The 23,869-nt window shown below is 51.7% G+C and carries 20 protein-coding genes and 2 tRNA genes; 4 read left to right on the top strand and 18 right to left on the bottom strand.

Annotation, left to right across the window (positions count from 1 at the left end; genetic code table 11):
- Positions 1-64: 64 nt before the first annotated feature.
- The 8 genes from HMPREF9442_RS11975 to rnhB form a co-directional block, all read right to left on the bottom strand.
- Positions 65-2,458 carry a leucine-rich repeat domain-containing protein gene (locus tag HMPREF9442_RS11975; RefSeq protein WP_008628955.1) on the bottom strand — a complete coding sequence of 798 codons (2,394 nt, stop codon included), beginning with the start codon at positions 2,456-2,458 and terminating at the stop codon, positions 65-67.
- Between the two features lie 329 nt (positions 2,459-2,787).
- Complete coding sequence (locus HMPREF9442_RS11970) at positions 2,788-4,065, bottom strand: hypothetical protein (protein ID WP_008628954.1); 1,278 nt, start codon at positions 4,063-4,065, stop codon at positions 2,788-2,790.
- Between the two features lie 304 nt (positions 4,066-4,369).
- A complete protein-coding gene (locus HMPREF9442_RS11965) occupies positions 4,370-4,954 on the bottom strand; it encodes a DUF3109 family protein (protein ID WP_040603087.1) in 585 nt (194 codons plus the stop codon).
- A gap of 27 nt (positions 4,955-4,981) precedes the next feature.
- The gene (gene ung, locus HMPREF9442_RS11960; RefSeq protein WP_008628952.1) at positions 4,982-5,644 is read right to left on the bottom strand and encodes a uracil-DNA glycosylase; all 663 of its coding nucleotides are present in this window, start codon (positions 5,642-5,644) and stop codon (positions 4,982-4,984) included.
- A 206-nt stretch (positions 5,645-5,850) separates the two neighbouring features.
- Positions 5,851-7,368, bottom strand: a complete 1,518-nt coding sequence (gpmI, locus tag HMPREF9442_RS11955; protein WP_008628951.1) for a 2,3-bisphosphoglycerate-independent phosphoglycerate mutase — start codon at positions 7,366-7,368, stop codon at positions 5,851-5,853.
- Between the two features lie 365 nt (positions 7,369-7,733).
- Positions 7,734-8,045, bottom strand: a complete 312-nt coding sequence (locus HMPREF9442_RS11950) for a hypothetical protein (protein WP_008628947.1) — start codon at positions 8,043-8,045, stop codon at positions 7,734-7,736.
- A gap of 57 nt (positions 8,046-8,102) precedes the next feature.
- On the bottom strand, positions 8,103-9,017 hold the full coding sequence (locus HMPREF9442_RS11945) for a helix-turn-helix transcriptional regulator (RefSeq protein ID WP_008628940.1): 915 nt from the start codon (positions 9,015-9,017) through the stop codon (positions 8,103-8,105).
- Positions 9,018-9,020: 3 nt separating this feature from the next.
- Entirely contained in the window at positions 9,021-9,644 is a 624-nt protein-coding gene (rnhB, locus tag HMPREF9442_RS11940; protein ID WP_008628937.1) for a ribonuclease HII, read from the bottom strand.
- Between the two features lie 235 nt (positions 9,645-9,879).
- On the opposite strand from rnhB, the gene HMPREF9442_RS11935 reads away from it, so the two are divergent.
- Entirely contained in the window at positions 9,880-10,053 is a 174-nt protein-coding gene (locus HMPREF9442_RS11935) for a hypothetical protein (RefSeq protein WP_008628935.1), read from the top strand.
- An 84-nt stretch (positions 10,054-10,137) separates the two neighbouring features.
- Here the strand turns inward: HMPREF9442_RS11935 and HMPREF9442_RS11930 are convergent, their stop codons facing one another.
- The 10 genes from HMPREF9442_RS11930 to HMPREF9442_RS11885 form a co-directional block, all read right to left on the bottom strand.
- Positions 10,138-11,352: an aminotransferase class V-fold PLP-dependent enzyme gene (locus HMPREF9442_RS11930; RefSeq protein ID WP_008628928.1), complete on the bottom strand. Its 1,215-nt coding sequence runs from the start codon at positions 11,350-11,352 to the stop codon at positions 10,138-10,140.
- Positions 11,353-11,359: 7 nt separating this feature from the next.
- A complete protein-coding gene (gene sufD, locus HMPREF9442_RS11925; RefSeq protein WP_008628926.1) occupies positions 11,360-12,703 on the bottom strand; it encodes a Fe-S cluster assembly protein SufD in 1,344 nt (447 codons plus the stop codon).
- 14 nt (positions 12,704-12,717) lie between these two features.
- Positions 12,718-13,473 carry a Fe-S cluster assembly ATPase SufC gene (sufC, locus tag HMPREF9442_RS11920; protein ID WP_008628924.1) on the bottom strand — a complete coding sequence of 252 codons (756 nt, stop codon included), beginning with the start codon at positions 13,471-13,473 and terminating at the stop codon, positions 12,718-12,720.
- A gap of 22 nt (positions 13,474-13,495) precedes the next feature.
- Positions 13,496-15,019, bottom strand: coding sequence for a Fe-S cluster assembly protein SufB (gene sufB, locus HMPREF9442_RS11915; protein WP_008628922.1), 1,524 nt, complete (start codon positions 15,017-15,019; stop codon positions 13,496-13,498).
- A gap of 95 nt (positions 15,020-15,114) precedes the next feature.
- Positions 15,115-15,651 (bottom strand): CvpA family protein, encoded by a 537-nt coding sequence (locus tag HMPREF9442_RS11910; protein ID WP_008628920.1) that lies wholly within the window; start codon positions 15,649-15,651, stop codon positions 15,115-15,117.
- 7 nt (positions 15,652-15,658) lie between these two features.
- Positions 15,659-18,460, bottom strand: a complete 2,802-nt coding sequence (gene infB, locus HMPREF9442_RS11905) for a translation initiation factor IF-2 (RefSeq protein ID WP_008628919.1) — start codon at positions 18,458-18,460, stop codon at positions 15,659-15,661.
- A gap of 8 nt (positions 18,461-18,468) precedes the next feature.
- Positions 18,469-19,731 carry a transcription termination factor NusA gene (nusA, locus tag HMPREF9442_RS11900; RefSeq protein WP_008628917.1) on the bottom strand — a complete coding sequence of 421 codons (1,263 nt, stop codon included), beginning with the start codon at positions 19,729-19,731 and terminating at the stop codon, positions 18,469-18,471.
- 5 nt (positions 19,732-19,736) lie between these two features.
- On the bottom strand, positions 19,737-20,204 hold the full coding sequence (gene rimP, locus HMPREF9442_RS11895) for a ribosome assembly cofactor RimP (protein WP_008628915.1): 468 nt from the start codon (positions 20,202-20,204) through the stop codon (positions 19,737-19,739).
- A 136-nt stretch (positions 20,205-20,340) separates the two neighbouring features.
- On the bottom strand, positions 20,341-20,733 hold the full coding sequence (locus HMPREF9442_RS11890; RefSeq protein WP_008628913.1) for a hypothetical protein: 393 nt from the start codon (positions 20,731-20,733) through the stop codon (positions 20,341-20,343).
- On the bottom strand, positions 20,730-22,394 hold the full coding sequence (locus HMPREF9442_RS11885; RefSeq protein WP_008628911.1) for a S41 family peptidase: 1,665 nt from the start codon (positions 22,392-22,394) through the stop codon (positions 20,730-20,732). The genes HMPREF9442_RS11890 and HMPREF9442_RS11885 overlap by 4 nt, the downstream gene beginning before the upstream one ends.
- Before the next feature lie 164 nt (positions 22,395-22,558).
- Here HMPREF9442_RS11885 and HMPREF9442_RS11880 point away from each other — a divergent pair.
- The 3 genes from HMPREF9442_RS11880 (at position 22,559) to HMPREF9442_RS11870 (ending at position 23,778) form a co-directional block, all read left to right on the top strand.
- Positions 22,559-22,632 (top strand) — tRNA-Asn (locus HMPREF9442_RS11880).
- Between the two features lie 22 nt (positions 22,633-22,654).
- Positions 22,655-22,728, top strand: a tRNA-Asn gene (locus tag HMPREF9442_RS11875).
- Positions 22,729-22,869: 141 nt separating this feature from the next.
- The gene (locus tag HMPREF9442_RS11870; RefSeq protein ID WP_008628908.1) at positions 22,870-23,778 is read left to right on the top strand and encodes an AraC family transcriptional regulator; all 909 of its coding nucleotides are present in this window, start codon (positions 22,870-22,872) and stop codon (positions 23,776-23,778) included.
- Positions 23,779-23,869: the final 91 nt, after the last annotated feature.

Raw genomic sequence — 23,869 nt, 5'->3', positions numbered from 1 at the left:
ATAAAACAAAAGAATCCGCTTCGACATAGTCAAAGCGGATTCTTTTGTTTCTATCTGCAAGCAATCAGTCTACCACTACCTTACGAGTTGTACCATCGCTCATCTTAATCAGGTTGATGCCACGCTCCGGCTGCGTAATCTTGCGACCGTCCAACGTATAGCGGCCTACTTCTTTCACCTCTTGAGCTGCCGGCAAACCGTTGATGGCAGAAGCGTCGAACTCTTCAATATGCCCGAAACGCGACCATTCCACGGCATTCTTATAAGCTTCCAGACTGCCTTCCGGAACATAAAGCGTCACTCCGGACAAGTCGTACGGGAATGTATTTTCCTCCAATACTATGGGAGAGGGATTATAAACCCGGCACTCTTTCAGCCTGCAATAAGAGAACATGCCATAACCATAAACCGCCTCAAGGGTTGAAGGCAATGAAATAGACTCTATCCTGTCGCCAAAATAAATCTCAGGCACAGTGATATCCGCGCTGCGCATGCGCGCCCATTCATCCGGCTCGCCGATATACTTCACCCCCTCTTCTATCCTTACCCTCGTCTTGGCCGGAGGTACCATATACACCGTAGCGAGGTCTTTGGCATACACAATACCATCCACCGACTTGTAGTAAGGATTGTCGGGCGACACCTCAAAGGCTTCTACATAATATCCAAAACCGGAAGCTTCCCAATCACCGACAGATGCAGGCACATAAACCTTCTTGACGGGCAGGTCTGCAAAAACATCCGGCAAGAAAGTGATACCTTCTTCCAATGTCAAACCGGACAAGGCCGTACAATAATCAAAAGCGTTGCCAACCACAGTTTTCAACGAAGCCGGCAGGTTGATTTCCTTCAACTTATCACAATTGGCGAAAGCATAGGATTCTATCGTCTCCAAACCATCGGGCAGAACCACCTTGACCAAAGATGTGGGACGGTCGAACGGAGTGAACGCCTCTTTGCCGATGGTCTTTGTACCCGGCTTGATGGTGATTTCCGCCAAGTCGCCTGCCAAGCCAATGGCCGTCGTTCCGGCATAAATAACGCCAGGCTCATGGTTTTCCAACCACGGTGTCCCCACGAAAGCGGAACTTTCGGCCGACGCACTCCCTTTAAAGATAACCTCCGTCAACTGCTTGCTGTTGCCGAACGCACCGTAAGACACCATTACCCCGTCGGGAATGGTCACTGAAGAAATCAACGAGCCATAGAAAGCCATACCGTCCACCTTGACAACATCGTCAGGCAGCACAACCTTGCCGGTCAAGGCCGGTGCCACCAACATGGCCACCCAACCTTCTTCTCCTCCGCCTATGGCTTCGTCCGCCTTTTGGAGCAACACATTGCCGGAAGCCGCAAAGTGCTTGTTTCCTTCGGCCACAGTCAGTTTTTCCAACTTCTTCAACATGCCGAATACCGGCACAACACGATCTTCAAAATTATAATCATCCGAAGGAATCTCAACATGCGCCACATCAGCGACATCCGCCGGTATGTGGAATGATGTCAATCCACCGGCCAAATCCACCAAGCTCCTTTCCCCATTAAAAGGCTCACGTGAATAAATGGCATTGTCCTCTGAAACATATTCGGCATTTCCCGCTGCGACAGACAAAGAAACCAAATTCTCCATAGCGGCAAACTGCGCAGCTTGATAAGACGATGTCAACCTTGCATCCGCCGGCATCGTATAAGATGTCTTGTCCACACTGAGAAAAACGATTTCACGCAACCTCACATCAGAATTCCATTCTGTATACCATCCGTACAGCACATTGTCTTCTACTTCATAACGTTCACTCTTGCCGGACATCTCTAACTTGGCCAAAGACGGGCAACCGTCAATGGAAATACCTTCTGCCGAAGCCGGGAACGTTGCGGAAACCAAAGACGGGCAGTCCTTCACTGTCAGATTAACCAAACCGGCCGGAAACACAATACCCTCGATATTGGGCTTATCCTCCAAATACAATGAAGGACGTTCTCCTCCCACCGCATCGTCCGGAACGACCACCGTGCCTTTCACCATGCGCGGAATGACAAGGCATCTCTTCGGCAATGTCTTACTGTAAAGGCATCCGTCCTGCGAAAAGAAGAATTCGGAACTTGGATCCACCGTCACTTTCTCCAACTGGTCGCAATCGTCGAAAGCATACTTTTCATCACTGAAACCTTCCACCGTGGCCGGAATCGAAAGCGAATGGATGGATGAAGCGATGATGGCATCCCCACCAATCCACACCACGCTGTAGTCCACACCCTCATGCTGCACAGAGGAAGGAATGACTATATCCTTCACCCCACGGGGAATGGCTGACAAAGTAACCCGTTGGCTTTCTCCGCTACGGACGATATACTTATAACCATCCACCACAAAAGTGACCGGTGCGCCCCAAACCTGCACGCCTGCGCCCCACAAAAGGGCACAAACCCACAACCATAAAAAAGTAACTCTTTTCATAACTTATTTTTTTAATTACACATTGCTCTCTTCGTAAGAGATAAACTGACGAGAGTAATAAGCTATACAATATAGAGATACAAATCTGTTTTATGTCAGACTCTTGACAAAGTACTGAATTTGTTTGTAACCTCTACTATATTTATCTTCGTTATTCTTGTATTTTTCAAGTTATTAGCATAACTTTGTCCTGTCAGTTTATCTCTTACGAAGAGACAAACCAACGACATAATAAAGCCCCAATGCTCTAATCTTCAAAATAAAAAATGCCGTTTTAGCATAAAAAAATAGCTAAAACGGCTTTTATTATCTTAACACCTCTATCAAAATCAATAAGCAGCTTCGAGCACCGTAGTGTAGATAGACCGCATCAACAAATCATCTTCTTCCGAATAGTCGGAGAAACTTTCCAACACATTGACACGATTCCCATAGAAAACGGCAGTGGCAGTTGCTCCGTCATATTCCTCACCAAAGTCATAAGCATAAATGACACCATTGGCCTTGTCCTCCCATCTCCAATAGGAAAGCTCCACAGAACCATCGCGGAAAAATTGCAAGTAAGTACCTGCTTGCGAGAACAGCACACGTTCCATGGCTTCACTTCCCACGTCGAAGATGTCTTCTTCCGCCCAATCTATGCCGTAACTGTTCACATAGGTAGTCACTTGGTCGGCATCCACACGATAGATGGCATCATATACATTCACCTTTTCCATATAATACTGTGCACGTTCTTCCACGGCCGTCCACATACGGCAAAGATTTCCGGAATTTCCCGTCAACTCATCGTCCACGTTCACAGCCTTTTGTACAGGAACCTCGGTCTCCACTCCATCATAGCCTATCATTTTAAAAGCTGTGATATTACCGTTTCCGTCCCGTCCTTCCACAACCAATGTACCAAGCCCTTCCAAACTGTATTCATTTTCAATAACTTGTTCAAAACGCCCTGCTATCAACATCGTGTTCTCAATATTGCGGCTGAACACAGGACGGCGATTGAACAAACCGGCCACTTTCGTAGCCTTGCGTGCCGCAGCTTTCACGCCATAAGGATAGGCGGCAGCCTTTATCGCCACATATTGCCCGTCAGCTGTCAGTTCGATAGAACGGTAAGGAATTTCAGAGGTATTGATTTCATACTTTCCGCTCACGTCCGCATAACGTGCAGCATCGGGCAAATCGACAGGAGCAGAAGTGTCATATTCGGGAGCAGACTGAGGGATGTCACCGCCTCCTTCGCCTTCACCGCCAGAAGTCCCGGGACGCAAAAACACCTCTTCATAACCATCCTCATCCACAGCCACCATTTTAGTATCTGAGATAGAAACAATCGTCCAACGCATCACTTCGCCATCGGCCGAAACGGTCACGGTCTTAGAAGCCGCATCATAAGTGAACGAAAACGGATACCGTTCACCTTCCTCCACTATCACGCCACTTCCGTTAGCATTAAATGTAATTTCATCTCCATACCACAACCATGTACCCAACAACTCTTTAGGTGCTCCCACATCACCTTCATCGTCATCGTCGCAAGACACAAAACTTACTCCCACCATTAAAGCCAGAAGTAACATCCATAAATAACTTAGCTTTTTCATAATACCTTGTTTTTAATTAATAAATAATCGCACTCTTCCCAAGAGAGCGACTGACGTATTTAAAACATTATGAATGAATTCCAGACTATGGTTTTAAATCACGTGATTTAAAACAGCTTGCTCATTTTGTTGGACAATGCTAAAATATTTTGCATTGTTCTTTCTTCTTTCTCAAATAATTATGGTATTTTTGCATTGTCAGTCGCTCTCTTGGGAAGAGAGCGACTGATATTTTTTTACTTTCGCAGAACAAGCCTATACTGTCAGACGGTTTACGATTCACATCATCCCTGCATATCGGCTCTCATTCCAAGTAGCCCTGTTCTTTCAATTCCTTTGCTGCACTCTCCAGTTCCGTGTACCATTCTTCGCCGAAACGGCGTATGAGCGGTTCTTTCAGGAAACGGTAAACCGGAAGATTCAAATGCCCGCCCTTCATCACGGCCATCTTGCATACATCCCAACGATGGTAGTTCAACGCCACACAACCGCCAATCTTCTTCAAACGAATGGGGTAAAGATGGCAGGACAACGGTTTGTAGAACGAGATCTTCCCTTCGCGGTAGGCTTTCTCCAAAGCACAATAACAATAACCGCGCTCGTCATAACACGTGAACACGCAATCTTTCCCGTTGACAATACTGGTGACCATATCTCCGTCTTCATCCGTGTAAACCACGCCCTGCCGGTCGATCACAGCCTGGGCCGAAGCCGACAACCAAGGCCACACCACCGGCAAAGCCTCTTCCAACTCGGCCACTTCGTCCAATTCCACAGGAGCACCCGCATCTCCCTCTATGCAACACTCCCCCTTGCAGGCATCGAGGTCGCAACAAAACTTCTCGTTCAAGCAATCGATAGAGATAATGGTATCGTCTATCTGAATCATAGGTATACGGTCGTTCTTCATGGCATCCTACCAGTTTATCGGTATTTCCCCGTGTTGTTCCAAATAAGCATTGGCCAAGCTGAAATGCCTGTTCCCAAAAAAGCCATGATAGGCAGACAATGGAGACGGATGGGCCGAAGCCAATACCAAATGGCGGCTACGGTCGATAAACGCCCCTTTCTTTTGGGCATAAGCCCCCCAAAGTATAAAGACCAGATGTTCGCGTCCCTCGGCCAGTGCCTTGATGGCGGCATCGGTAAACGCCTCCCATCCCTGACGCTGATGCGACCCGGCCTGGTGGGCACGTACCGTCAATGTGGCATTGAGCAACAACACACCTTGTTCAGCCCAACGAGCCAAATTGCCACTCGGAGGCACCGGCACCCCCAAATCATCATGTATTTCTTTAAAAATATTCTGCAAGGACGGCGGAAAGGGGACTCCGTCATTGACAGAAAAACACAAACCATGCGCCTGCCCCGGCCCGTGATAAGGGTCTTGTCCGATAATGACCACCTTCGCCTTGTCATACGGACAGAGGTTGAAAGCATTAAAAATCAACTTTCCCGGAGGATAACAAGTCGTCGTACGATACTCCTGACGAACGAAATTCGTCAACTTCACGAAATAAGGCTTCTCAAATTCCGGAGCCAAATGCTGTTTCCAACTCGGTTCTATTTGTACATCCATAAACTCTTTCTTTATACCTACAAAAATAAAGCTTTTTTTCGGTAATCCGGAGATTTATTCCCGTTTTTGAGACCATAGGCGCATCAAAGGCTCCTCAACGCCATGATAGAGAAGAAATGCCGACACCCAAGAGAGGACAAAAAAGGGCAAAGCCTCCACGCCCCTGAGTGCGGAAGCCTTGCCCGGGATTCATGAATAAAGTAAAATTAATCTTTTATCAAGTTCTGGCCCGTCATGTCGGAAGGTTGTTCCAACCCCATGATATGCAGGATGGAAGGTGCCACATCGGCCAAAATACCATTCTCCACCTTAGCCTGCTTGTTGGCTGTCACGTAAATGAACGGCACTGGATTCAACGAGTGAGCCGTATTGGGCGTACCGTCCGGATTGATGGCATTGTCGGCATTGCCGTGGTCGGCAATAATGATGGTCTCATAGTCGGCAGCCTTGGCTGTCTCCACCACTTCCTTCACGCATTCGTCTACGGCCTTCACCGCCTTTTCGATAGCCTCGTAAATACCCGTATGGCCCACCATGTCGCCATTGGCAAAGTTCACCACGATGAAGTCGTACTTGTTCTCCTTGATGGCAGCCACCAGCTTGTCTTTCACCTCGTATGCACTCATCTCCGGTTTCAAGTCGTATGTAGCCACTTTCGGAGACGGAACCAAGATACGGTCTTCTCCTTCGAACGGAGTCTCGCGCCCACCGTTGAAGAAGAACGTCACGTGTGCATATTTCTCCGTCTCTGCCGTATGCAACTGCGTCTTACCCTGTTTGCTCAGGTATTCACCCAACGTGTCCTGCACGTTCTCTTTCGGGAAGAGGATGTGCACGCCCTTGAAACTGGCATCGTAGGGTGTCATACAATAGTACTGCAAGCCCGGTATTGTCATCATGCCCTGTTCCGGCATGTCCTGCTGAGTGAGCACCACAGTCAGTTCCTTGGCACGGTCGTTGCGGTAGTTGAAGAAAATCACTACATCGCCTTCCTTGATTGTACCATCCACCGTAGAATTATTGATAGCTTTCACAAACTCATCGGTTACGCCTTCGTCATAAGATTCCTGCATGGCAGCCACCATGTCCGTAGCCTGCTTGCCTTCACCTTTCACCAAAAGGTCGTAAGCCTCTTTCACACGTTCCCAACGCTTGTCGCGGTCCATGGCGTAGAAACGGCCGATGATGGAAGCAATGACGCAGCCTGTCTTCTCGCACTCGGCCTGCAACTGCTCGATGAAGCCCTTTCCGCTCTTCGGGTCGGTGTCACGCCCGTCCATGAAGCAATGCACGTAAGTATGCTCGATGCCGTAAGTCTTGGAAATGCCGCACAGCGTGAACAGATGGTCCAACGAAGAGTGCACGCCGCCGGTAGAGGTCAATCCCATCAAATGCACGCTCTTACCGTTCTGCTTGGCGTATTCGTAAGCCGAAACAATTTCGGGATTCTTCAAGATGCTGCCGTCGGCACAGGCACGGTTGATTTTCACCAAGTCCTGGTACACGATACGGCCTGCGCCGATATTGAGGTGGCCCACCTCGGAATTCCCCATCTGTCCGTCGGGCAATCCCACGTTCTCACCCGAAGCCTGCAACTGCGACATCGGATAATTCTGGGCCAAATAGTCCATATACGGCGTCGGGGTGTTGAAGATTACGTCACCCTTGCCGTGATTACCCATTCCCCATCCGTCGAGAATCATTAAAAGTGCTTTCTTTGCCATAATTTTATATTTTTTAGAATGATCATTCTTTCCGTTATCCGTGCAAAATTACGAATAGTTTTCGAGAATATTCCCGCCTGCGAAGAAATTTCACACCTTTTATCTCTATGCCTTTCCCATGCCTCTTGGTACAATGGGACAAAAAGACAAAACTTTTTCAGCCCTCTGCCATTCGTTTCAGCGATGTGCAGAGAACGGAAAATCAATCTGCGCCAAACGAAAAATCAGTCTCAGCCGATTGATTTTTCGTTTGGCGCAGAAAAAAAATCGAATTTAAGGAGAAACATAACACGTTTATAAACAAGTCATTGCAAGCTGTCAGCATTTCAAGTCAGACCGTCTTCAAAGCCCTCCGACCGTACCGTTTATTTCAATCCCGCACGACGGCATTGCACCATCGTCAGTGCAAACCAGCCCAAGAACAAAAAACGGACAAAAGGAGAAAACGGGAACGGAAAAACCATCAGGACAAAAGCCATTTGTGCATGAAGAAGATGCAGCGTCTGCAAAGGGGTGACGCAAGTTTCCAACAAACGGCTGTAGAACGCAGAAAGGGAGTGCACCGCCTTGCTGCGCAAACAATAACCTTTGAAAGCCGCAAAAACGGAAGGACGGGAAGCCGCATACTGTCCGGAACGGACGGAAGAGGACGGCAGAATCATTTCTTTCTTCATCATCGTAAAGTTTTAAAGGTTGAACTTCATGGTGCAAAGAAACGATGCCGTCGTGTCAATCTACGACACAACACCGGCTTTTTTTGTTAAATCTTTGATTTTCTCCCGCAAAAACAACTTGAATTCGGGCGACTCCAACACTTCCACGTCTTCAAACAGCCCCAACACGAACCGCCCCACGCCCTGAAAACTGCACACATCCGTCGACAACAACCAATGGTCCGCCCCGTCGGGCTGCAACGAGCGGATGGCCTGCGGGCATTCTTCCTTCAACAAGCTGCACGCCAAACGGCCGAGCCGCAACACGACCCGGCGGCGTTCCTCGCCACTGAAACGGAACAGGTCGGTATACACCATCGCATGCTGTTCTTCGTGGCTCCACAATAAATCCAAGACTTCCACCCTGCCGATACGGCTCACTTTGAACGTCTTGTTCTGGCCGCTTTGCAGTTCGTAACAACGAATCCCGTCATGATGGTCCAGAAACAAATAGGGTTCCACCACACGGTTGCTCGTCCGGTTGCTGTGCGCAGAACTGTAATCGTGCAACACCACCTGGCGGTGGAGTTTCACGGCCTCGTACAACTGCTGAAGCTTTTCTGCCTGTCCCGGGTCGGTTTCCACCGCATTCAATATCCCGAAATCATAGATACGCTCCAGTTTATGGCGCAAATGACGCACCTGTACATCCGTACCGGAAGCCATGTCGAGCACGTGCCGTAACGTGAGTGCCTCGTCTTCGGTGAAATGGACCAACTGGGTGATTTCCTTAAAGAAAGGCGACGACTTATCGAGACGGTAAACGCTACCTTGCTTGACCACCTCGAAACCGATGTCGCGGAACAGTTCCAGGTAACGGTACAACGTGCGGCGGCTCATGTCCAGCTTGCGGCACAGTTCTTCCAAGGAATATTCACGGTTTTGCGTGAGCAACACCATCAGCCTCAACTGCCGTTCAAAAATACCCAGTTCCATCGGTCATCGCCCTTTCGTCTCGTCGGGAGCAAAGAGTTCCATCTGTCCGTCTCCCAACAGGTTATAACTCATCCGGTGGTAGGGTGTCACGCCATGGCGGCGGATGGCTTCACGGTGCGCCTTGGCCGGATAACCTTTGTTGGAATCCCAATGGTACACAGGATATTCCTCATGCAAGCGGAGCATGTAATCATCGCGGTAAGTCTTGGCCAAAATGGAAGCGGCGGCAATGCTCATATATTTCCCGTCACCTTTCACCACGGTGGTATGCGGCAGGTCCCGGTAAGGCTTGAAGCGGTTCCCGTCCACCAAAAGAGCCTCCGGACGAACGGCCAACTGGTCGAGTGCCCGGTGCATGGCAAGGAACGAAGCGTTGAGGATATTGATTTCGTCGATTTCCTGCGGCGTGACGACGCCTACGGCCCATGCCAACGCGTCCCGCTCTATCTGTCCGCGCAACAAATACCGCTTTTTTTCGCTCAACTGTTTGGAGTCGTTGAGCATCTCATTGCGGTAATCTTTCGGCAGGATGACCGCCGCAGCGTACACCGCCCCGGCCAGACAGCCGCGCCCGGCTTCGTCAAGGCCGGCCTCTATCAAATCTGGATTTAAATACGGTAACAACATGGTGGCAAAGATACAAAAAGAAAAGAGGCAAAAGCATGCCGGCACAAAAAATCCCATAGAAGTTTGCCCGTCAGTCTATCTTTATTTACCTTTACCTCCTACTAAAGACGCCTCCAATCCCATACTCGTCCGCTACAGGTTCAAACAAGCGGAATGAAAAGGGATTTTATCGTCTTTTTCACGAGTTTGAAACAACAAACGGTTACCTTTGCCCTGACTAAAAATCATAAAGATTATGGATACACAGATTTCATTCGGCATTGAAGAAACAACTGACGGATTTTTAGCTTATCAACTGCAAAATCCATCTTGTTATGCTTACGGTTCAACCGAAGAAGAAGCTTACGAAGCACTCTATACCCTGACGCACGAAGAAAGGGAAATGTACACGTGGGAGGAGTGGAACTAAAAAGCGTATCAAACCATCCGTGCCCCGAAGACTTGGTGTTATAACCTGTCCTCGGGGCACGGATGTATAACTAAAGAGGAAGCCTCAGAACATCTTGGCAACCCTTTCGATGCCTTCGGCCAGGGCGTCCACCTCCTCGAGGGTGTTGTAGAGGCCGAAGGAGACGCGCACCGTGCCCTCCACGCCCAGACGGCGCATCAGCGGCTCGGCGCAGTGGTGGCCCGTGCGCACGGCGATGCCCAGGCGGTCGAGCAGCGTACCCATGTCCAGGTGGTGGATATCGCCCACCAGGAAGGATATGACGGCATCCCGCTCCCCGGCTTCGCCCAATATGCGCATGCCGGGAATGCGGCGCATGCGCTCCAGTGCATAACGGGCCAGTTCCTGCTCGTGCGCATAGATGCTGTCCATGCCCAAGGCGGAGACGTAATCGAGGGCGCGCGCCAACCCCGTGGTGGCCACGTAGTCGGGCGTGCCGGCCTCAAACTTGAACGGCAATTCATTAAAGGTGGTACGTTCGAAAGTGACGTGCCGGATCATCTCTCCGCCTCCCATATAAGGCGGCAGACGGTCGAGCCACGTCTCTTTGCCATAAAGCACGCCCACGCCCGTGGGACCATAAATCTTATGGCCGCTGAAGGCAAAGAAATCACAATCGAGCGACTGCACGTCTACTGCAAAATGCGGAGTGCTCTGCGCACCGTCCACTAATACGGGCACGCCGTGGGCATGGGCGGTTTCAATCATCCGGCGTATGGGATTGACCGTGCCCAACACGTTGCTCACGTGCGTCACGCTGACGATGCGCGTGCGGTCATTAAAAAGCTGCTCGTATTCGTCCAGAACCAGTTCACCACGGTCGTTTATCGGAACCACCCGCAACTTGATGCCCCGCCGCGCCTGCAGGAGTTGCCAACTCACGATGTTGGAGTGGTGCTCCATCTCGCTGAGGATGACTTCGTCGCCCTCGCGCATGAAGGCCTCGCCGAAGCAGGAAGCCACGAGGTTGATGCTCTCCGTCGTGCCGCGCGTGAACACGATCTCGGCCGGCGAGCGGGCATTCAGGAAGCGGCGCACCGTCTCGCGGGCCGCCTCGTGCAGCTCCGTGGCCTGCTGCGAAAGGAAGTGCACGCCCCGGTGCACGTTGGCGTTCACGTTGTAGTATTCGTCCGTCATGGCTTCCACCACGCAGCGGGGCTTCTGCGTCGTGGCCCCGTTGTCCAGATAGACCAACGGGCGACCGTAGACCTCGCGCCCCAGGATGGGGAAGTCTTTCCGTATCTCTTGTATGTCGTACATCTTTCTCTTATTTACATAGTTTGCATCCCGAACAACGGTTCAGCTCGCCACGGAAACGCTTCTCCACCAAATGGTGCAGGCGGTCGCGCAAGGCCTCCAAGGAGATGGCGTCGATGACTTCGCCCGCAAAGGCGAACTTGAGCAACATCTGTGCCTCTTCACGGCTGATGCCGCGCTGCTGCATGTAGAACAGGGCTTGTTCATTCAGCTGTCCCACCGTGGAACCGTGGCTGCACTTCACGTCGTCGGCATAAATCTCCAACATGGGTTGGCTGTACATGCGGGCTTCTTTGGTGGCACAGAGGTTGGCATTGCGTTCGTTCGACACCGTATGCTGCGCGCCCTGCCGTACCAGAATCCGTCCGGCAAAGGCGCCTACGGAACGTTCGTCCATCACATACTTATACAACTGGTTGCTAGTACAATGCCCGGCACGGTGGTCTATCAGGGTGTTGTTGTCCACGCGCTGCTCCTTGTCGGCTATCACCAGGCCGCAGAGGTTCGACTCGGCTCCTTCGCCGTCCAACACCAAATCGGTACGGTTGCGCGTCTGGCCGTTGTGCAACGTAATGTTGTAGAGGTTCACCACGCTGCCGCGCTGCTGACGCACATACATGTTACTGAAACGCCGGTTCTTCACGTGTGTCTCCTCCAATTCATACAACTCCAGACGGGTGTTCTCTGCTGCGAAGACTTCCACCACTTGGGTGGTCAGGAAATTGCGATCGTCCATCGCATGGTCGCAGAAAAGCAACCGCACCTGGGCGTTTTCTTCCAATACGACCAGTACGCGGCGGTTGGCCATCAGGTCCACGTCGGAACGCAGGATGTTCACCACCTGCAACGTGCGTTCCACCACCACGCCACGCGGCACGTAAATGAAAAGTCCGTCTTGCACCAACATCGTGTTCAGCGCGTTAATCGCGTCTTTCTCCGTACGGGCCAGTTTGCCGTAGCAGGCCGACACCCGGTCGGGATAATCCTCGGCCGCCTGCTTCAGGGAGCATACCACCACGCCTTCGGGCAACGCGGCGGCCGGAAGTGCCTTCCGGTAGAAACTGTCATTAACCATGAAATAGAGTGAAGTGCTCAGGTTCGGCACATCACAGCGGAAGGCCTCGTAAGGATTGACGGGAAACTCTACCCGGTTCAGGTTCAGCCCGTAGTCCGGCGCAAAGGCCGCCGAGACATCCGTATACTTATAGCGTTCCACTTTCTGCGTAGGGAAACCCTGACGGGTGAAATCCTCAAAAGCCTTGTCGCGCAAGGCATTCAACGCCACTACACTATGGCTGTCGAGCATCTCCCGGCATCCGGTGAAAATATCTATGTATTGTTGTTCGCTATTCATTGCCGCTCAAGTTTTTAAACGGCCGAAGTTTCGGCCTTGATCCAATCGAAACCCTTGTTTTCTATCTCCACGGCCAGTTCCGGGCCTCCGCTTTTCACGATGCGTCCGCCGAGCAGCACGTGCACCACATCCGGCTTGAGGTAGTCCAACAGACGTTGGTAGTGGGTGATGACCAAAGCCGAAGTTTCCGGCGTGCGCAGCTTGTTGAAACCTTCGGCCACGATGCGCAAGGCATCCACGTCCAGTCCGGAATCCGTCTCGTCGAGGATGCTCAATTTGGGTTCGAGCATGGCCATCTGAAATATCTCATTACGCTTCTTCTCCCCGCCGCTGAACCCTTCGTTGACGGAACGGTTGGCCAACTTGCTGTCCAGTTCCACGACCTTACGCTTCTCACGCATCATCTTCAGGAAATCTCCCGCGCTCATCGGTTCCATCCCGTGATACTTGCGTTTGGCATTGATGGCCGCACGCATGAAGTTGACCATCGACACGCCGGGAATCTCCACCGGCTGTTGAAACGACAGAAAGAGTCCTTCGTGCGCCCGTTCTTCCGGTTTCATGGCCAACAAGTCCTTGCCGTTGAACGTCACGCTGCCACTCGTCACCTCGTATGCGGGATTTCCCACCAACACATTGCTCAACGTGCTCTTTCCGGCTCCGTTCTGCCCCATCAGGGCATGTATCTCCCCCGGATTCACCGTCAGGTTGATACCCTTCAATATCTCTTTGCCATTGATGCTGGCATGCAAGTCTTTTATCTCTAACATAATGTCTGTCTTTTAAGTTTGTCTATCCTACCGTGCCTTCCAATGACACATTCAGAAGTTTCTGCGCCTCTACGGCAAACTCCATCGGCAGTTTGTTGATTACGTCCTTGGCATAACCGTTCACAATCAGTCCCACGGCCTCCTCGGTAGGGATGCCGCGCTGGTTGCAATAGAACAACTGTTCTTCCGAAATCTTCGACGTGGTGGCTTCATGCTCCACGATGGCCGTCTCGTTCCGTACGTCCATATAGGGGAAAGTATGCGCCCCGCATTCGCTGCCTAACAACAGGGAGTCGCACGAGCTATAATTGCGCGCCCCGTCGGCTTTCGGCGCCACACGCACCAACCCACGATAGGAATTCTGGCTTTTGCCGGCCGATATGCCTTTGCTGATAATCGTGCTCTTCGTGTCGCACCCCAAGTGAATCATCTTTGTGCCCGTATCGGCCTGTTGGTAATTGTTGGTCACAGCCACGCTGTAGAACTCAGCTTGGGAATGGTCTCCGCTCAGGATGCAACTGGGATACTTCCACGTAATGGCAGAACCTGTCTCCACCTGCGTCCACGAAAGCTTACTGTTCGCCCCGCGCAGGTGCCCTCGCTTCGTCACTAGGTTCAGCACGCCGCCGCGCCCTTCGGCATCGCCCGGATACCAGTTCTGCACCGTGCTGTACTTCACCTCTGCGTTTTCGTTCACCACGATTTCCACAATGGCCGCATGCAACTGGTTCTCATCGCGCATCGGAGCAGTACAACCTTCCAGATAGGACACATAGCCCCCGTCGTCGCACACGATGAGCGTACGTTCGAATTGCCCCGTATTCCGCGCATTGATCCGGAAATAAGTGGAAAGCTCCATCGGGCAACGCACGCCTTTGGGGATATAGACAAAGGAACCGTCGCTGAACACTGCGGAATTCAACGCCGCGAAATAGTTGTCACGGTAAGGGACCACCGAACCTAAATATTGCCTTACCAAATCCGGGTACTCACGCACGGCTTCGCTGATGGAACAGAATATGATGCCGCGCTCCGAAAGTTTTTCCTTAAAGGTGGTCTTCACGGACACGGAGTCCATCACGGCATCCACCGCCGTACCGCTCAGTGCCAGGCGTTCCTCCAACGGGATTCCGAGCTTGTCGAAGGTTTTCATCAACTCGGGGTCTATCTCGTCCAAAGACTTCGGCCCGTCCTTCTTCATGCCCTTCGTCGGGTCGGCATAGTAGGAAATGGCCTGGTAGTCTATCTCCGGTATCTTCAGGTGAGCCCACGACGGCTGTTCCTGCGCCTGCCAGTAGCGGAAAGCCTGCAGGCGGAATTCAAGCAGCCATTCCGGTTCTTCCTTTTTGGACGAGATGAGACGCACCACATCCTCGTTCAGGCCACGCTCGATGATTTCGGTCTGCACGTCGGTACTGAAACCGTACTCATATTTCTTGTGCGCCACCTCACGGACGAACTGGTTTTTCCCTTCGTCCGGTCCTTGCCCGTCCTTGGGAACGTCCCCATTTCTCTTATATTCTTCTTTCTTATACATTTCTTTCATATCCTCTCACTTATAGCCAAAGAGAGGAATGCCCCATAAGTACACCTCATGACCGCATTCCTGCCCTTCATCGTATTATGTAATAAGGTAAATAGCTACCTTAACTGCTTTTTCGGGTCTTGCCCGAAGGCCGGTGAAGCCGCATCCTCCACAGCCCGGACCACATGAATCTTGCACACGTCGAACAGCTTGTCGGACATGGCACGAACCGGATGATACAGACGGGAATTCCCGACCGTCGGACCGGATATCAGATGTATCCTGAACGCGACATTCAACGCGCAACTCAGAAATACCATGTATTTCAATCCGCCCAACAAAGCTCCCCCCAAACGGTTCAATCCTCCTAATTTCACGGTTTCCACGGCTTTAGTCAACATATACGCCAACAGCGACAGCCCGACCGGAACACCAATCCACAGAAGGATGAATGCCAACGCCCGTCCTACGGATACGTCGCTTCCTATATAAGGAGCTATCCAATCGCCCAACGCGGAATAAAGCATGAAGGCAACCCACAGCCCCGCCAAAAACCCCACAATGGAGACGACTTGGCGAAAAAATCCGCACATCAGCCCCTTGACAAAGCCCGCCAAGACCACGGCCAGAATCAGGATATCCAACGCATTCATCACCTTTTTACAGCTTGGCCTTGACCTCCACCTCTTGATAGGTTTCAATCATGTCGCCTTCGCGCAAATCGTTATAGTTCACCAGACTGATACCGCACTCGAAGTTCGTGCCCACCTCTTTCACGTCATCCTTGAAACGTTTCAGGGCATTGATTTGCCCGGTGTGCACCACGATACCGTCGCGAATCACGCGAGCCTTGTTGCTACGCTGCACTTTTCCGTCGACCACGTACGCACCGGCTACCGTACCCACCTTGCTGATATGGTAAACCTGACGCACCTCCACCGTGGCCGTCACTTCTTCTTTCACTTCGGGAGCCAACATGCCTTCCATGGCAGACTTCACCTCCTCTATCGCGTCATAAATGATAGAATAAAGGCGGATGTCGACACCTTGTTGTTCGGCCATCTTGCGGGCCGAAGCCGAAGGACGGACCTGGAAACCGATGATAATGGCCTCTGAAGCCGCTGCCAAAGCCACGTCGCTCTCGGATATCTGTCCCACGCCCTTATGAATCACATTGACAGCAATCTTTTCCGTAGACAACTTGATCAAAGAATCGCTCAAGGCTTCGATGGAACCGTCCACGTCTCCCTTCACGATGACGTTCAACTCTTGGAAACCACCCAAAGCGATACGGCGGCCCACCTCGTCGAGCGTCAGGATCTTCTGCGTGCGCAAACCTTGCTCGCGCTGTAACTGTACACGTTTGTTGGTAATCTCACGTGCCTCTTGTTCCGTATCCATCACATGGAACGTGTCGCCTGCTGTCGGCGCCCCGTCCAGACCCAGAACCGTGGCCGCCTGAGCCGGGCCGATTTCCTTCACACGTTGGTTACGCTCATTGAACATGGCCTTCACGCGGCCATAGTTCGTACCGGCCAACACGATGTCGCCTACATGCAACGTCCCGTTCGACACCAGTACCGTCGCCACGTAACCGCGCCCCTTGTCCAAAGAAGACTCGATGATGGAACCGGTCGCCTTACGGTTCGGGTTGGCTTTCAAGTCGAGCATCTCGGCCTCGAGCAATACCTTCTCCAACAACTCTTCCACGCCGATGCCTTTCTTGGCTGATATGTCCTGGCTTTGGTATTTGCCTCCCCAGTCTTCCACCAAGAAATTCATGGCCGCCAATCCTTCTTTGATTTTATCGGGGTTGGCCGCCGGCTTGTCCACTTTGTTGATGGCAAACACGATAGGCACGCCTGCCGCCATGGCATGGTTGATAGCCTCTTTCGTCTGCGGCATGATGTCGTCATCCGCCGCAATGATGATGATGGCAATATCCGTCACTTGCGCGCCACGGGCACGCATGGCCGTGAACGCCTCGTGTCCCGGGGTATCCAGGAACGTGATATGCCTTCCATCCTCCAACGTCACGTTATAGGCGCCGATATGCTGCGTGATGCCTCCGGCTTCCCCGGCAATCACATTGGCATTACGTATATAGTCGAGCAAAGAGGTCTTGCCATGGTCTACATGCCCCATGACGGTCACAATCGGGGCGCGCGGCATCAAGTCTTCCTCATCGTCTTCCTCTTCATTCACCGCTTCGGAAACTTCCGCACTGACATACTCCGTCTTGAAACCGAACTCCTCGGCCACCAGGTTGATGGTCTCGGCATCCAGACGTTGGTTGATAGACACCATGATGCCGATGCTCATGCAAGTCCCGATGACCTTCGTTACCGGGACGTCCATCATCACGGCCAATTCGTTCGCGGTAACGAATTCGGTAAGTTTCAGCACCTTGCTTTCTGCTGCCTGTTCTTCGAGCTGTTCTTCCATGGAAGCCCGGGCATTCTCCCGCTTTTCCTTACGGTATTTGGCTCCCTTTCCGGCTTTGCTCTTGTTCGTCAGGCGAGCCAACGTCTCTTTTACCTGCTTAGCTACGTCCTCGTCAGATACCTCCGCCTTGATGACCGGCTGTTGGCGGTTCTTGTTCTTGTTATGTTTGCCGCCTCCCTGACCGTTCGCCCCGGGCGCATTGTCCCGTTTTTTCCCGTTCTGTTGGCCCGCCACGGCATTCACGTCCACACGTTCCTTGCCGATGCGGACGCGTTTCTTTTTGCTTTCGGACGCATTCTGCCCCCCTCCGCCCTGGCGCGGGCGGTCGCCGCCTGCCTGGCGGTTCTTTTCTTCACGCTCCTTGCGTTTCTCTTCCTTCGTCTTTTTCTTAGGACGGGTAGACTGGTTCAAGGCCGACAAGTCTATATGCCCCTTCACCTTGAGTTGGGGAGCGGCCTGCGCCGTATGGTTCAGGCGGAACACACCGTCCGTTTCCGTACCGATGGCATTGCTCCTTTCCTGCAGGAGTGCCGCCTTCCGGTCCACGGAGTCCTCCTTCCCGGCCTGGGGGGACCCTGCCTGTTTCGGTTCCTGTCCTGCCACGGGCGCTTCCGCTTTCGCCTCAGCCGGACGGGCAGGAACCGGAGCCTCCTTTTTCTCCGGAGCAGCAACCGGCCCCCGCGCCCCCAGGTTATCCAAGTCGATATGCCCTACGACTTTCGGCCCCTTTCCTAGTCTGGCCTCGGTCGCTGTCTTGATCTCCACCGGCTTCTCTTCGGGAAGCGCGATGGTCGCTTTCTTTTCTTTGTGTTGCCGCTTACGGCTGACGGCAGCGGCATCGTCCCTCAACCCCTTGTCCTTCTTGAACTCGGCCACCAACATCTGGTACTGTTCGTCGGAGATTTTGGTGTTGGGATTGGCTTCCACGTCGCTGAAGCCCTTTTTCTGCAGGAACTCGACGGCAGTCTGGAGCCCTACGTTGCATTCTTTGGTTACTTTATTTAGTCTTATGCTCATACTTGTGCTTATTCTTCCTCAAATTCTTCTGCTAAGATTCTCAATACCTCGTCCACGGTCTCTTCCTCCAGATCGGCACGGGATACCAACATTTCACGCGGCGCGTTCAATACGTCTTTAGCCGTTTCCATGCCGATACCCTTCAGCGCGTCTATGATCCACTGGTCGATGTCGCCCACGAACTCGTCCAGATAGATGTCGTCGCCTTCTCCTTCGGCCCCTTCTATTTCACGGAACACGTCTATGGTATATTCCGTCAGCATGCTGGCCAATTTGATGTTCAACCCGCTCTTTCCGATAGCCAACGAGACCTGGTCTGGATTCAGGTAGACTTCCGCCTTGCGCTCCTCTTCGTGGATGCGCACGCTGTTCACCGTGGCCGGGCTTAACGCGCGGGTAATGAACAGCGAAATGTTCTGCGTGTAGTTGATCACGTCGATGTTCTCGCCGCGCAACTCGCGCACGATGCCGTGCACGCGGCTTCCCTTCACGCCCACGCAGGCTCCCACCGGGTCGATGCGGTCGTCATAGCTCTCCACGGCAATCTTGGCACGTTCTCCCGGCATGCGCGCAATCTTGCGCACCGTGATCAGGCCGTCGTGTATTTCCGGCACCTCGGCTTCCAGCAAGCGTTGCAGGAAGACGGGGGAGGTGCGGCTCAGGATAATCTTGGGATTGTTGTTCGTATTGTCCACGCGGGCCACCACGGCGCGCACGGCCTCGCCCTTGCGGTAAAAGTCGGAAGGTATCTGTTCCGTCTTGGGCAATATCAGCTCGTTGCCCTCGTCGTCCACGCAGAGCATCTCCTTTTTCCATATCTGGTACACCTCCGCGCTCACGATCTCGCCCACACGGTCCTTATACTTGTTATACAGGCTGTCGTGCTCCAGCTCCAGGATCTTGCTGGCCAGCGTCTGGCGCAGGGTCAGGATGGCGCGGCGGCCGAACCCCGCAAAGTCCACATTCTCGCTCACCTCTTCGCCCACTTCGTAATCCTCGTCAATCTGGCGTGCCTCCGTGAGGGAAATCTCCCGGTTGCCGTCCTTTACCTCCCCGTCGGCCACGACCGTGCGGTTGCGGTAGATTTCAAAGTCGCCCTTGTCCGGGTTCACGATCACGTCGTAGTTGTCGTCCGAGCCGAAGAGCTTGGCGATGACGCTGCGGAAACTCTCCTCCAACACGCTCACCAACGTGGCGCGGTCGATGTTCTTCGTCTCCTTAAACTCTGCAAATGTATCAATCAAACTGATGGTTTCTGCTTTCTTTGCCATGGTTCCTATTTAAAACTTATTGAATACTTCGTGTACTTTATTTCGTCATACCGCAGTGTAACCGTCTCTTCCACCCATTTCGGGCGCTTCTCCCCCTCCAGCTTCCTCTTGACCTTCACCGTCACCTCGAAACTCTCCGGGCCGGCAGCCGTCAGCACCCCGTGGAGCTTGCGCCCGTCGGCCATGAGCACGTCCACCTCGCTCCCCACATGGTTCACGTATTGCTGCAGGACCTTGAACGGCTGTCCGATCCCGGCGCTGCCCACTTCAAGTTCATAGTCCTCTTCCTCGCGGCTCAGGCGGCTCTCGATGAAACGGCTCAGCTCCACGCAGTCTTCTATCCATACCCCTTCGGCGTGGTCTATCTCCACCACGATGCGGTCGTCCGCGCTCACGGCCACGTCCACCAGGAAGTAATCCCGGCCCTCCAGCCATTCTTCCACTAACCCTCTTACAATGCTCTTTTCTATCATGCGATTACACTATTAAATGCAAAGTGAGGAGCCCGCTCAAGCCCCTCACTTCATCATACGACTGCAAAAGTAGGCAAAAAGCATCAATCTGCCAAGCTTTCAAACAGTTATTTTATATCATTTGAGAAAATCCGGTTCAAAAGGCTTCCATAGACACCGTTTCGTCATGGTTTCGCAACACGACACGCCCGCCTTCCGAAGGCAATTCGAACGAACTGACCGCATCTGCTTCCGGGCGTACCACCATCAATAAATTCTCTTTATCAGGCACCGCCACGACGACTTCCAATGAATCTGCGGCCACCCTTCGACTAAACACCACGCTGTCATTGATTTGAAACAGCACGCTATCGCCCCGGAAACCTTCATCCAACGATATCCGATACTCCGTCCGTGCCTCTTCCGTTCCATGCGTCCCGTCAGGGAAACACCACATCCAGAAGAACACGACAACCGCCAACACGACTACGGCCATAGCCATGATACCGAACATGATGCCCTTGTTAGGATTCGCCCTTCTCTTTTTCATTTTTTCACCGGTTTAAGCAAACTTGCATAACGTTCCGTATCTGTCAAAATCTCTAAAGCGGTTTTCAAGTCCTTATCCGCTTTCAACTGTTGTTGGACCACCCCGCGCCTGAAATAATAACGGGCTACGATATCACTTTCCAACACCGACTTGATTTCTTCCTTGTTTTTCGGGACTTCCAAGTCGGCAGACACACCGCCCTTCATCTTTGCAGCCAACGCCTCGAATTCCGGCTTGGCTCCCTCATAGCATCCCTCGAAGCGAGCTGTCCGCTCCAACAATTTCATCATTTCCTCTGTACGACGCTTATAAGTAAAATCACTCCCTTCCACCATCTTCACAAAATCAGCGTAATCCGCATCCGTCAAGGAAAACTCCCCGGCCGGCGCAATGGCAGCATGCGTCTGCACATAATGGTTGACGTAGTCCAACAACACATCGGAAGTGGCTATGTCATAAACGATGGACGGAAGACTGTCCGGTGTAATCACCACGTCCGGCTTAATGCCGCCACCGTCGCGAACCTCGCGGCCACCGGCCGTCTTGAACGCTTTCGTCAGACTGTCCGGCAAAGTCTTCGCAGAGCCGTCCGGATTCAAATGACGGTAGTCATACGCCTGAATACAGCGTCCGCTAGGAATATAATAGCGGCTCGTCGTCACCTTCAGACTTCCGTGATAAGGCACCTCACGAATCATCTGCACCAACCCCTTACCGTAAGTACGCTCACCGACTATCACGGCACGGTCCCAATCTTGCCATGCCCCGGAAACGATTTCGGCCGAGGATGCCGTAGAACCGTCTACCAACACAGCCACCGGAATATCCACGTCCAAGGGTTCTTTCTTCGTGTAGTGTTCCGAATTGACCGAAGCCAACTTGCCTTTCGTGTACACGACCTTCTGTCCACGGGGCACAAACAAGTTCGTCACCTCTACGGCCTCGCTCAACGGTCCGCCCGGATTGCCACGCATGTCTATCACCAACGCCTTGGCACCCTGCTCCTTCAAATCGACCACGGCCCGGCGGACATCGCGCGAACAACCGTCAACAAAACGTTCGAAATAAATATAACCGATACCGTCTGCCACCATTCCGTAATAAGGCACGGGGGGCATCGCGATATTCCGGCGCGTAATCTTGAACGACAAAGGATGTTCCACTCCGGCACGCTTCACCGTCAGTTCAAAAGTCGTACCTGCATCGCCCCGTAAGTTTTCGCTTACTTCCTGCGTGCTCTTTCCTTTCATATCCTTTCCGTCGATGGACAGAATCAAGTCCCCTCCTTTCACTCCGGCTTCTATGGCCGGGCTGTCTTCCTGGGGTTCTATGACCATCACCCGGTCTTCTTTCTTATAGAATCGGATTACAGCCCCTATTCCGGCATATTTCCCGGTAGTCATCTCTTTCAGTTCATCCATTCCTTCTTCCGGATAATACACCGTGAAAGGATCCACCTGCCGCAACATGGCATCTATCCCCCATTCTATCACCGTATCGGCCGACAGGGAATCGACGTAGAACATATCCAGTTGCTTATAAATGTCATTAAAGATTTCCAGATTCTTTGAAATCTCGAAGTTATGGTTACTGTCCTTTTGGGCGGACACGGGAACGGCCGACATGCAGCAAAGCCCCACAGCTAAGAATATCTTTTTCATACCGCAAATTTAATCATTTCAACCATACGGTAGCAAAATATGGAGACAAGTATTCTTCCGGCTTATGATTTTTTCATTTTAAAGTCATTTTTTTCACCAATAAATTGCACAATTCAAAAAATACCACTACTTTTGCATCGCAATTAAGGGGAATGCCCCAGACTGCTTCAGTAGCTCAGTTGGTTAGAGCACCTGACTGTTAATCAGGGGGTCGTTGGTTCAAGCCCATCCTGAAGCGCCCAATTCCCGTAATTGCACTTGCTTCAGTAGCTCAGTTGGTTAGAGCACCTGACTGTTAATCAGGGGGTCGTTGGTTCAAGCCCATCCTGAAGCGCAATCTACGAAGAGTGTTTGTCTACACGACAGGCACTCTTTCTTTTTTTAACGATTCTTCGTTCTCATTCTTTCGGCGGATTCTTTTAAAATCCGTATTTTTGCAATCCACATCATCCATTTACACCTTATTATATTATAGATGATAAAGATTAAAGAAGGATTCAAAAACGAAAGGGTAGTGTCTGTTTCGGAAAAGCTATTGGAGGAGTACAGGAAAGACCCCTTAGTTCGGAACCTCTATATCCGTAAAATAGGCTACTTTCCGCAAGCACGCTTCCACTTCATCCAAAAAGCCGACGGATGTGACTATGCCATGCTCATCTACTGTATAGATGGAAAAGGTTGGTATGAAATCAACGGCCAAACTTACATACTCCGAAAGAACGAGTTTGTCATCCTTCCCTCGGACACTCCTTACACTTTCGGTGCGTCATCCCGTAATCCTTGGAGTATTTACTGGCTTCATTTCCAAGGCACACAAGCCCACCGTTTCCTCCCTTCGGGATATGCCCCGCAGCCTCTACAACCGGGAGACGACTCCCGTATACAAGACCGCTTGCGGCTTTTTGACGAGATATTCCATAATTTCTCCATGAACTACCGCAAAGAATATATGCTGTATTCCTGCCTATGCCTATACCAATTTTTAGGTTCCTTCACTTTCCTGAAGCCCTACCGCAACATTACCTCTACTATGGGAAGTCCTTCTTTCGCTCACCGCGTTATCCGTTTTATGCATGAGAATGTGCAAAACAATCTCACTTTATCCCAACTTGCCGCACAATTCAAATACTCCCCCTCCCATTTCTCGGATATGTTCCGGCAGGAAATAGGTGGTTCTCCCATTCACTATTTCATTCAACTAAAGATGCAGAAAGCCTGCCAACTGTTAGAATTCAGCGAACTAAAAATCAATGAGATATCGCAATCCTTAGGTTTTGAAGACCCGGCCTATTTCTCACGGACTTTCTCCAAAATCATCGGTATCCCGCCCTCACTCTACCGAACGCAGGAAAACCAACGTCGGCAGTTGCACATCGTACCGTAAGAAAATACAAGCAAATCGGAACATAATCAAAGCCGCAAAATCCACAAAATGCTTTTCTTTGCATCAGTTTTTATTCTACATTTGAACGAAT

The organism is Paraprevotella xylaniphila YIT 11841, from assembly GCF_000205165.1.
GTDB lineage: Bacteria > Bacteroidota > Bacteroidia > Bacteroidales > Bacteroidaceae > Paraprevotella > Paraprevotella xylaniphila.
This window is presented reverse-complemented; position numbering and strand designations above follow the sequence as displayed.

Excerpts from the sequence above, each read along its gene's own strand:
- HMPREF9442_RS11975 (WP_008628955.1), bottom strand. The coding sequence starts at position 2,458 with ATGAAAAGAGTTACTTTTTTATGGTTGTGGGTTTGTGCCCTTTTGTGG.
- HMPREF9442_RS11970 (WP_008628954.1), bottom strand. The coding sequence starts at position 4,065 with ATGAAAAAGCTAAGTTATTTATGGATGTTACTTCTGGCTTTAATGGTG.
- HMPREF9442_RS11965 (WP_040603087.1), bottom strand. The coding sequence starts at position 4,954 with ATGATTCAGATAGACGATACCATTATCTCTATCGATTGCTTGAACGAG.
- ung (WP_008628952.1), bottom strand. The coding sequence starts at position 5,644 with ATGGATGTACAAATAGAACCGAGTTGGAAACAGCATTTGGCTCCGGAA.
- gpmI (WP_008628951.1), bottom strand. The coding sequence starts at position 7,368 with ATGGCAAAGAAAGCACTTTTAATGATTCTCGACGGATGGGGAATGGGT.
- HMPREF9442_RS11950 (WP_008628947.1), bottom strand. The coding sequence starts at position 8,045 with ATGATGAAGAAAGAAATGATTCTGCCGTCCTCTTCCGTCCGTTCCGGA.
- HMPREF9442_RS11945 (WP_008628940.1), bottom strand. The coding sequence starts at position 9,017 with ATGGAACTGGGTATTTTTGAACGGCAGTTGAGGCTGATGGTGTTGCTC.
- rnhB (WP_008628937.1), bottom strand. The coding sequence starts at position 9,644 with ATGTTGTTACCGTATTTAAATCCAGATTTGATAGAGGCCGGCCTTGAC.
- HMPREF9442_RS11935 (WP_008628935.1), top strand. The coding sequence starts at position 9,880 with ATGGATACACAGATTTCATTCGGCATTGAAGAAACAACTGACGGATTT.
- HMPREF9442_RS11930 (WP_008628928.1), bottom strand. The coding sequence starts at position 11,352 with ATGTACGACATACAAGAGATACGGAAAGACTTCCCCATCCTGGGGCGC.
- sufD (WP_008628926.1), bottom strand. The coding sequence starts at position 12,703 with ATGAATAGCGAACAACAATACATAGATATTTTCACCGGATGCCGGGAG.
- sufC (WP_008628924.1), bottom strand. The coding sequence starts at position 13,473 with ATGTTAGAGATAAAAGACTTGCATGCCAGCATCAATGGCAAAGAGATA.
- sufB (WP_008628922.1), bottom strand. The coding sequence starts at position 15,019 with ATGAAAGAAATGTATAAGAAAGAAGAATATAAGAGAAATGGGGACGTT.
- HMPREF9442_RS11910 (WP_008628920.1), bottom strand. The coding sequence starts at position 15,651 with ATGAATGCGTTGGATATCCTGATTCTGGCCGTGGTCTTGGCGGGCTTT.
- infB (WP_008628919.1), bottom strand. The coding sequence starts at position 18,460 with ATGAGCATAAGACTAAATAAAGTAACCAAAGAATGCAACGTAGGGCTC.
- nusA (WP_008628917.1), bottom strand. The coding sequence starts at position 19,731 with ATGGCAAAGAAAGCAGAAACCATCAGTTTGATTGATACATTTGCAGAG.
- rimP (WP_008628915.1), bottom strand. The coding sequence starts at position 20,204 with ATGATAGAAAAGAGCATTGTAAGAGGGTTAGTGGAAGAATGGCTGGAG.
- HMPREF9442_RS11890 (WP_008628913.1), bottom strand. The coding sequence starts at position 20,733 with ATGAAAAAGAGAAGGGCGAATCCTAACAAGGGCATCATGTTCGGTATC.
- HMPREF9442_RS11885 (WP_008628911.1), bottom strand. The coding sequence starts at position 22,394 with ATGAAAAAGATATTCTTAGCTGTGGGGCTTTGCTGCATGTCGGCCGTT.
- HMPREF9442_RS11870 (WP_008628908.1), top strand. The coding sequence starts at position 22,870 with ATGATAAAGATTAAAGAAGGATTCAAAAACGAAAGGGTAGTGTCTGTT.